Origin of the sequence: Flavobacterium sp., from assembly GCF_013822155.1 — a bacterium.
Classification (GTDB): domain Bacteria; phylum Bacteroidota; class Bacteroidia; order Flavobacteriales; family Flavobacteriaceae; genus Flavobacterium.
The window spans coordinates 25677-32820 of sequence record NZ_PNJW01000035.1; the positions used below are offsets into that span (position 1 = coordinate 25677).

7 protein-coding genes are annotated in these 7144 nt (G+C 36.1%); 1 reads left to right on the top strand and 6 read right to left on the bottom strand.

All coding sequences use genetic code 11. The features are described 5' to 3' along the window. Positions 1–38 precede the first annotated feature (38 nt). The 5 genes from C0512_RS09800 to truA form a co-directional block, all read right to left on the bottom strand. Positions 39–389, bottom strand: coding sequence for an MmcQ/YjbR family DNA-binding protein (locus C0512_RS09800; protein WP_290861053.1), 351 nt, complete (start codon positions 387–389; stop codon positions 39–41). A 51-nt stretch (positions 390–440) separates the two neighbouring features. Beyond that, on the bottom strand, positions 441–854 hold the full coding sequence (locus C0512_RS09805) for a hypothetical protein (RefSeq protein WP_290861055.1): 414 nt from the start codon (positions 852–854) through the stop codon (positions 441–443). 514 nt (positions 855–1368) lie between these two features. Next, positions 1369–2757, bottom strand: coding sequence for a dihydrolipoyl dehydrogenase (lpdA, locus tag C0512_RS09810; protein WP_290861057.1), 1389 nt, complete (start codon positions 2755–2757; stop codon positions 1369–1371). Positions 2758–2881: 124 nt separating this feature from the next. Further along, a complete protein-coding gene (locus C0512_RS09815) occupies positions 2882–4630 on the bottom strand; it encodes an ABC transporter ATP-binding protein (protein WP_290861059.1) in 1749 nt (582 codons plus the stop codon). Further along, entirely contained in the window at positions 4627–5367 is a 741-nt protein-coding gene (gene truA, locus C0512_RS09820) for a tRNA pseudouridine(38-40) synthase TruA (protein WP_290861060.1), read from the bottom strand. Before truA ends, C0512_RS09815 begins: the two co-directional genes overlap by 4 nt. Before the next feature lie 170 nt (positions 5368–5537). Here truA and C0512_RS09825 point away from each other — a divergent pair, with 170 nt between their 5' ends. Continuing rightward, positions 5538–6035 (top strand): metallophosphoesterase family protein, encoded by a 498-nt coding sequence (locus C0512_RS09825; protein ID WP_290861062.1) that lies wholly within the window; start codon positions 5538–5540, stop codon positions 6033–6035. Here the strand turns inward: C0512_RS09825 and C0512_RS09830 are convergent. Next, positions 6032–7144: ATP-binding protein (locus C0512_RS09830; protein WP_290861064.1), on the bottom strand; the 1113-nt coding region annotated here is incomplete at its 5' end. The genes C0512_RS09825 and C0512_RS09830 overlap by 4 nt on opposite strands.

Genomic DNA, 7144 nt, shown 5'->3' on the forward strand with positions numbered 1-7144 from the left:
CACTTCGGGATTTTTATTTTTATCATTCTCAACCTAGTCTATTCTTTGTCCTCTGGTCTGATTTGTTCTAACAACTCTTTAGGGGCATTTGCACTGTAAGCACTGAAAATTGCCTCCTTTAAAACTTGTTTATCCACTATATCCAACATTATATGAGTCCATCCTTGGCGACCCCAACTGTTCGGAACCGGATAAAACGATAGCTCGTGTTTAGAATGAAAATTACGTTGCTCAGCCGGTGAAAGTTTTAGGCAAACTTGAGATTGTTCATAGTTATAAGTAACAAAAACTTCCTTTCTTACCCTGAAAGAAATTAATTTAAGATGGTGTTCTTCAATTACTTCAGGTAGTAAAAATAAAATTTCTTGTATAACGTTGAGATTAATCAAAACCGTTTTGATGTTTTATAATTATAGTACCAAAGTAACTTAAAAATTTGTTTATAACAACTTTTTCAATCGGTCTGTTTTCATTTGTCGGCCAAAAGAGTAAGTAGAAGCTGATTTTTCTTGAAAAGTATAAATGAGCAGACACTTTTGATACAAACTTTTTTTCATTGCTTCATCGTCAGGAAAGCGTTCTGCAACAGAAATAAGAATATCTGTAAAATAATCGAGGTTTTCATTATTAAAACCTTTTTTGCGAACAAGTGTATCGATAAAACTATCATCGGGAAGAGCAATGAACTCATTCAAATCTAAGTCAATTTCGCTCTTCAATGCCTTATTGGTCGTTTCAATAATATCTTGCTGCACACCTTGTTGTTTTATTCCCAATAAGTCCGAAAGCACTTTTCGCAACACGATACCAAGTTGGTCAATTTGTTTTTTTAGATAATCTTTTTCTTGTTGCATGGTAGGAATATTTTTAACCAAATTTAATAAATTTTAATTAAAAACAGGAATCAACCACTCTTTCCAGCCTGATTTCAGCAATAATTCTCAAATTAACAATACCCCAAGCCCTTTCCCATTAAAAATTAAATTAATTCAACAAATTACTTCGAATTATTTTGTGCCTAAGCACCATTTTATTTGCATATCCATAATGTTAATATAGTAAAGATGGCTATACAAATTAAAAAGGTAGCAAAACAATAAGTTTGGCAACACATCCGTAAACAAATTTTTATCCCTGTGCTGTTCATCAAGACGAAGAAATGTTGGAAACATTATCAAAAGAATCAGCATGAGTAACTCGTTAGCCTAAACGGATTGTTCTGGGGCAAATCGTATATCAAAGGAAACAGAGTGGTTTTTAAGCCAACAAAGCGTCTAAAAGCGTATTTTAAACGAGTGGATTATACGCGAATTAGATAAAAAAAAAGCTGCCTTTTTCAAGACAGCTTTTAATAAGAGTTTGTTTTATTTATAAGTGAATCACTTCTCCATAAGCGTCTGCCACAGCTTCCATTACTGCCTCACTCATTGTTGGGTGCGGGTGGATGGCTTTCAAAATTTCATGCCCTGTAGTTTCTAATTTTCGGGCAACCACTGCCTCAGCAATCATGTCGGTTACACCGGCACCAATCATGTGGCATCCTAACCATTCGCCGTATTTGGCATCAAAGATTACCTTGACAAAACCATCAGGAGTTCCTGATGCTTTCGCTTTTCCTGATGCTGAAAAGGGAAATTTACCGATTTTCAATTCAAATCCTTTATCTTTTGCTTGCTTTTCAGTTAAACCAACAGATGCAATTTCGGGTGTTGCATACGTACAGCCCGGTACATTGCCATAATCCAAAGGTTCCACATGAAGTCCTTTAATTTTCTCTACACACAATATCCCTTCTGCAGATGCAACGTGAGCCAACGCTTGTCCGGGAGTAACATCACCAATTGCATAATACCCGGGAATATTAGTTTGATAAAAATCATTAACTAGTATTTTATCTCTATCCACCGCAATACCTACGGCCTCTAAACCAATGTTTTCAATATTTGTTTTTATTCCTACCGCCGATAATAAAATATCAGCTTCAATAACCTCTTCTCCTTTGGCTGTTTTAACAAAAGCCTTCACACCATTTCCGCTCGTATCAATTCGTTCTACTGAAGAATTAGTCATCACCGTAATACCGGCTTTTTTTAACGAACGTTCAAATTGTTTTGAAATATCTTCATCTTCCACAGGAACTACATTGGGAAGAAACTCAATGATTGTTACTTCCGTTCCCATCGAATTATAAAAGCTTGCAAATTCAACTCCAATCGCTCCTGAACCTACCACAATCATCTTTTTAGGTTGTTGCGGCAAGGTCATCGCTTGACGGTAACCAATTACTTTTTTACCATCTTGTGGCAAATTTGGCAACTCCCGTGAACGGGCACCCGTGGCAATAATGATATAATCAGCACTGTATTCTGTTACTTTTCCATCGGCGGCTTTAACGTCCATTTTCTTGCCTGGTTTCAAAGTACCATAGCCTTCAATCACATCAATTTTGTTCTTTTTCATTAAAAACTGAACCCCTTTGCTCATGCCGTCAGCCACACCGCGACTACGGGCAATTACAGCCCCAAAATCTTTATCAAAAGACGAAACCGACAAGCCATAATCAGAAGCATGTTTAAGGTATTCAAAAACTTGTGCCGACTTTAAGAGGGCTTTCGTAGGAATACAACCCCAGTTCAAACAAACTCCACCAAGATTCTCTTTCTCTACCACGGCTACTTTAAAGCCTAATTGCGAAGCTCGTATGGCTGTTACATAACCTCCGGGACCGCTACCTAAAACAATAATGTCGTATTTCATCGTATTTTGAATTTTCGTAATTATAGAATGCGAAATTAAGGATTTAATCTCTTTTTAGAAAGTTTCGAAGGGGATTTTTGGTTAAAGGTTGAACTTACAACTTGCAACCTATTACCAACAACATCTAAACCTCTACTACAAATTGTGAATCATACAAGTTTTTATAAAACCCATCTGCTTTTTGAAGTAGTTCTGCGTGTTTTCCTTGTTCAACTATGCGACCTTTGTCCATCACAATGATTTTATCTGCATTTATCACAGTGGCTAAACGGTGAGCAATAACAATCGAAGTTCTTCCTTTGGTTATTTTCAATGTTGCCGCTTGAATTAATTCCTCAGAATAGGTATCGATAGACGATGTAGCTTCATCTAAAATCAGTATACTCGGATTGCTCACATAAGCCCGTAAAAAAGCAATCAACTGCCGCTGTCCTGATGATAACATCACTCCCCGTTCCTTTACATTATAATCATAACCGTTCGGTAAACTCATAATGAAGTCATGAACGCCTATTTTTTGTGCAGCTTCAATCACCAATTTCCTCGTAATCATCGGATTATCCAAAGTAATATTATTCAATATCGTATCAGCAAACAAAAAAACATCTTGCAGCACCACGGCAATCTGTTTTCGCAGACTTTCCAGTTCAAACGATTTGATATCTTGCCCGTCTATACTGATTGTACCTTGCTTAATTTCATAAAATCGATTCAATAAATTAATTATCGTCGATTTTCCTGCTCCGGTTGAACCAACTATGGCAATGGTCTCGCCGGGATTAACTTCTAAATTGATACCTTTAATTACATCTTCTCCTTCAATATAGCCAAAATGAACATCTTTAAACGATAATTCTCCTTTGAAATGAGGAGCAATAACGGTTCCGTTATGTTGTACTTGGTCTTCAATGTCAAGAATGGCAAACACCCGATTGGCCGCAATCATTCCCATCTGTAACTCATTAAACTTATCCGCAATTTGTCGCAAGGGATTAAAAAGCATTGTAATCAACATCGTATAAGCAAATAAATCACCAAAAGTTGTTACAGAGTCACCGCCAATAATGCCAATTCCGCCATACCATACAATAAAACCTAACGTAAACGACGAAATGATATCCGCAATAGGGAAGAAGATGGAGTTATACCAAACCGTTTTGATCCAAGCTTTGTTGTGTTTGTCGTTTATCACTTTAAACTTCTCAAATTCGATATCTTCACGAGTAAAAAGTTGAACAATCTTCATTCCTGTCACGCGTTCCTGCACAAAAGTATTGAGGTTGGCCACCTGAGTTCTAACTTCTTCAAAAGCAACCTTCATCTTCAATTGAAAAATACGGGTTGCATAAAGTAAAATAGGCATGGCTAAAATCACAATCCAGGTTAGCTTCCAGTTCATGAAGAACATGAAAATCAAAACAACAACCATCTTCATCAAATCACTGATAATCATAAACAATCCTTGACTGAAGATACGGGCAATCGCCTCAATATCCGAAACAGACCGAGTAACCAGTTGGCCCACGGGGGAATTGTCATAATATTTCATTTTAAAACGAAGCATGTGGTCAAAAAGCTTAATCCGAATGTCTTTCACGATATCCTGACCCAGCCAGTTCGCCCAATAAACAAAGTAAAATTGCGATAAAACCTCCATCAACAGGATGATTCCCATCAACACTATGTAAAATAACAAGCCTTGCCCATCGTTTGTTTTAATGTAATTATCCACAGTTTCCTTCAACAAATAGGGGCGAAGAGCCGCGAAGATTGAAAGTGATATAGCCCAAATAACTACACCATTAAACCGCCATTGATAGGGTTTGGTATAGAACAAAATCCGTTTGAATAATTTAGTATCGAAGGCTTTCATTCGTGTAAATAGGGGTAAACAATGTGGGTTAAATATAATCCATGTGCCGGCACCGAAAATCCGGCTTCATTTCGGTTTTTGCTTTCAATTATTTTTCTCAAATGAGCTACGGCTATCTTCTCTTGTCCAATATTTATCATGGTGCCAACGATGGCTCGAACCATATTCCGTAAAAAACGGTCAGCCGTGATGGTGAACACTACTTGATTTCCGTTTTGTTGCCAAAAAGCCTGTGTTATTTTACAATTAAATGTAAACACATCGGTATTCGCTTTAGAAAAACATTCAAAATCTGTATATTCCATTAAAATAAGGGCTGCCTCATTCATTTTAGCAAGATCCAAAGGATAATGATGGTACCAACTTTGTTCAAACGAAAAAGCATCCTTAAATGTATTGATGTGATACTGATAGGTTCTGCTGGTGGCATCAAAACGGGCATGAGCTTCATCAGCAACAGGAAGAATAGCATAGATAACGATATCCTTTGGCAAATAAGAATTCAGTTTTGTAATCCAAAAAGCAGCATCAAGAGGCTCAGGATAGTCAAAATGAGCATACATTTCTTTCGCATGAACACCCGTATCGGTTCTTCCGGCACCAACAATTTCAATTTTGCTTTTTAACAATAATGAAAGTGCTTTTTCTAATGTTTCCTGAACAGAAGAAGCATTAGGTTGCGATTGCCAACCGTGGTAATTTGTGCCGTTGTATGCTAATTTGATAAAATACCTCATAATTCCGGTAGCAAAGATAATTGAATTGAATTTGTGACAAATTTACAAACGGTATAATTTTAAGTTAAACTTGCGGTGACAAGTAAAAATGGAGTTAAGATTTTAGAACCAAAAGGGAATGGATTACTTTTCACTTTGTATCTTCGTTCCATTATTGCAAAAATACAAAATTGAAAAAGATTCTGCTTTTATCAGACACCCACAGTTTCCTCGATGAAAAGATACTAAAGTATGTTCGTTTAGCCGATGAGGTTTGGCATGCCGGCGACATTGGTAATTTAACCGTTACAGATGAAATCAAAAAGCTAAAACCACTACGGGCAGTTTTTGGCAACATTGATGATGATAAAGCCCGAATGGAATTTCCGTTGAACAACCGGTTTTGGAGTGAAGAGGTAGACGTATTAATCACTCACATTGGAGGTTATCCCGGTAAATACAATCAGGCAATCCGAAGTGAACTTCAAAGCAATCCTCCAAAATTATTCATCTGTGGTCATTCGCATATTTTAAAAGTTCAATTTGATAAATCGTTGAATTTATTACACATGAATCCGGGTGCTGCGGGTATAAGTGGGTTTCATCAAGTAAGAACGATGTTGCGTTTTGTCATCGACGGAGCTCAAATCAAAGACTTGGAAATTATCGAAATGGAAAAGAAAATCTAACGTTGTGGGATTTGTAGTTTGATATAAATCAATGTTCCGGTATCAATTTTAGAACTGATTGTAATTCTGCCTTTTAAACTTTTTACACGAGCTTTAATTTGGGTAAGGCCAAAACCATCAGCTTGTGTTTTAGTACTGTCAAATCCATTTCCGTTGTCCTCAATATTAATAATAAGTTGGTTGTTCCGTTCTTCTAAAGTAATATTTCCTATGGTCGCTTTGCTGTGTTTTAAGATGTTGTTAATCAGCTCAGTGATGATAAAATAAACTTTAATTTCAAACTCTTCGTTATAGCGTTTTTCATTAGAGCCATAATAGTTAAAGGTAAAATAGATAATAGAATTGGAATTCTTTTCACACAAATCCTGAATAGCATGGTATAATCCGAGCTTGGCTAATACCGGCGGCACTAATTCATGGGATAAATCGCGAACTTTGTCATGAGCTTCTTTGAGTAACGACCTAGCCTTTAGAATTTCTTCCGGTTGGTGATTATCCTGGCCAACTAAAAATGCCGATAAGTGCAAACTCGCCGAAGAAAGTAACGCACTAATGTTGTCGTGAAGCACTTCGGCTAATTTTTTGCGTTCCAGTTCTTGTCCATCGATGGATGCATTGATAATATTTTCTTGAATTTCGCTGTCGAGTTCTTTAATTTTATTCCGTTGCTTGAGTTGTAAATTTTGGTAGAAAAAGTAAAATAGCACCAAACTAAATCCAAACAGAGCCACGAAAATGAAAATTATTTTTTTGTTTCTATTTTCGTTTTCAACTAAGTGTCTAGATTTTTCTTTGAATTCATTTTCAACTTTGTCAATCTCATATTTTGTTTCAATTTCCCGAACTTTATCGTTTATTTTTTCATTGTATAATTTTTCTTTGTATTCTTGGTGCAAAGTATTGTAATAATTGGCTCTTTTATAATCTTTTTGCTGTTCATAGGCATACACTAAATTTAGATATATATCCACAAAATCAAGAGTGCTGAATTCTTTTTTGTAATCAAGTAATAATTTATCATAGATTGCTAAGGCTTTTTTAAAGTCTTTTTCGGTTTCCATGTAATAATAACCTAAATTGCTCAATGAAGAAATAATAGCTTTATTCAA

What these genes read in the sequence shown, in the direction of transcription:
- C0512_RS09805 (WP_290861055.1), bottom strand. Translation starts at nt 854, where the DNA reads ATGCAACAAGAAAAAGATTATCTAAAAAAACAAATTGACCAACTTGGT.
- lpdA (WP_290861057.1), bottom strand. Translation starts at nt 2,757, where the DNA reads ATGAAATACGACATTATTGTTTTAGGTAGCGGTCCCGGAGGTTATGTA.
- C0512_RS09815 (WP_290861059.1), bottom strand. Translation starts at nt 4,630, where the DNA reads ATGAAAGCCTTCGATACTAAATTATTCAAACGGATTTTGTTCTATACC.
- truA (WP_290861060.1), bottom strand. Translation starts at nt 5,367, where the DNA reads ATGAGGTATTTTATCAAATTAGCATACAACGGCACAAATTACCACGGT.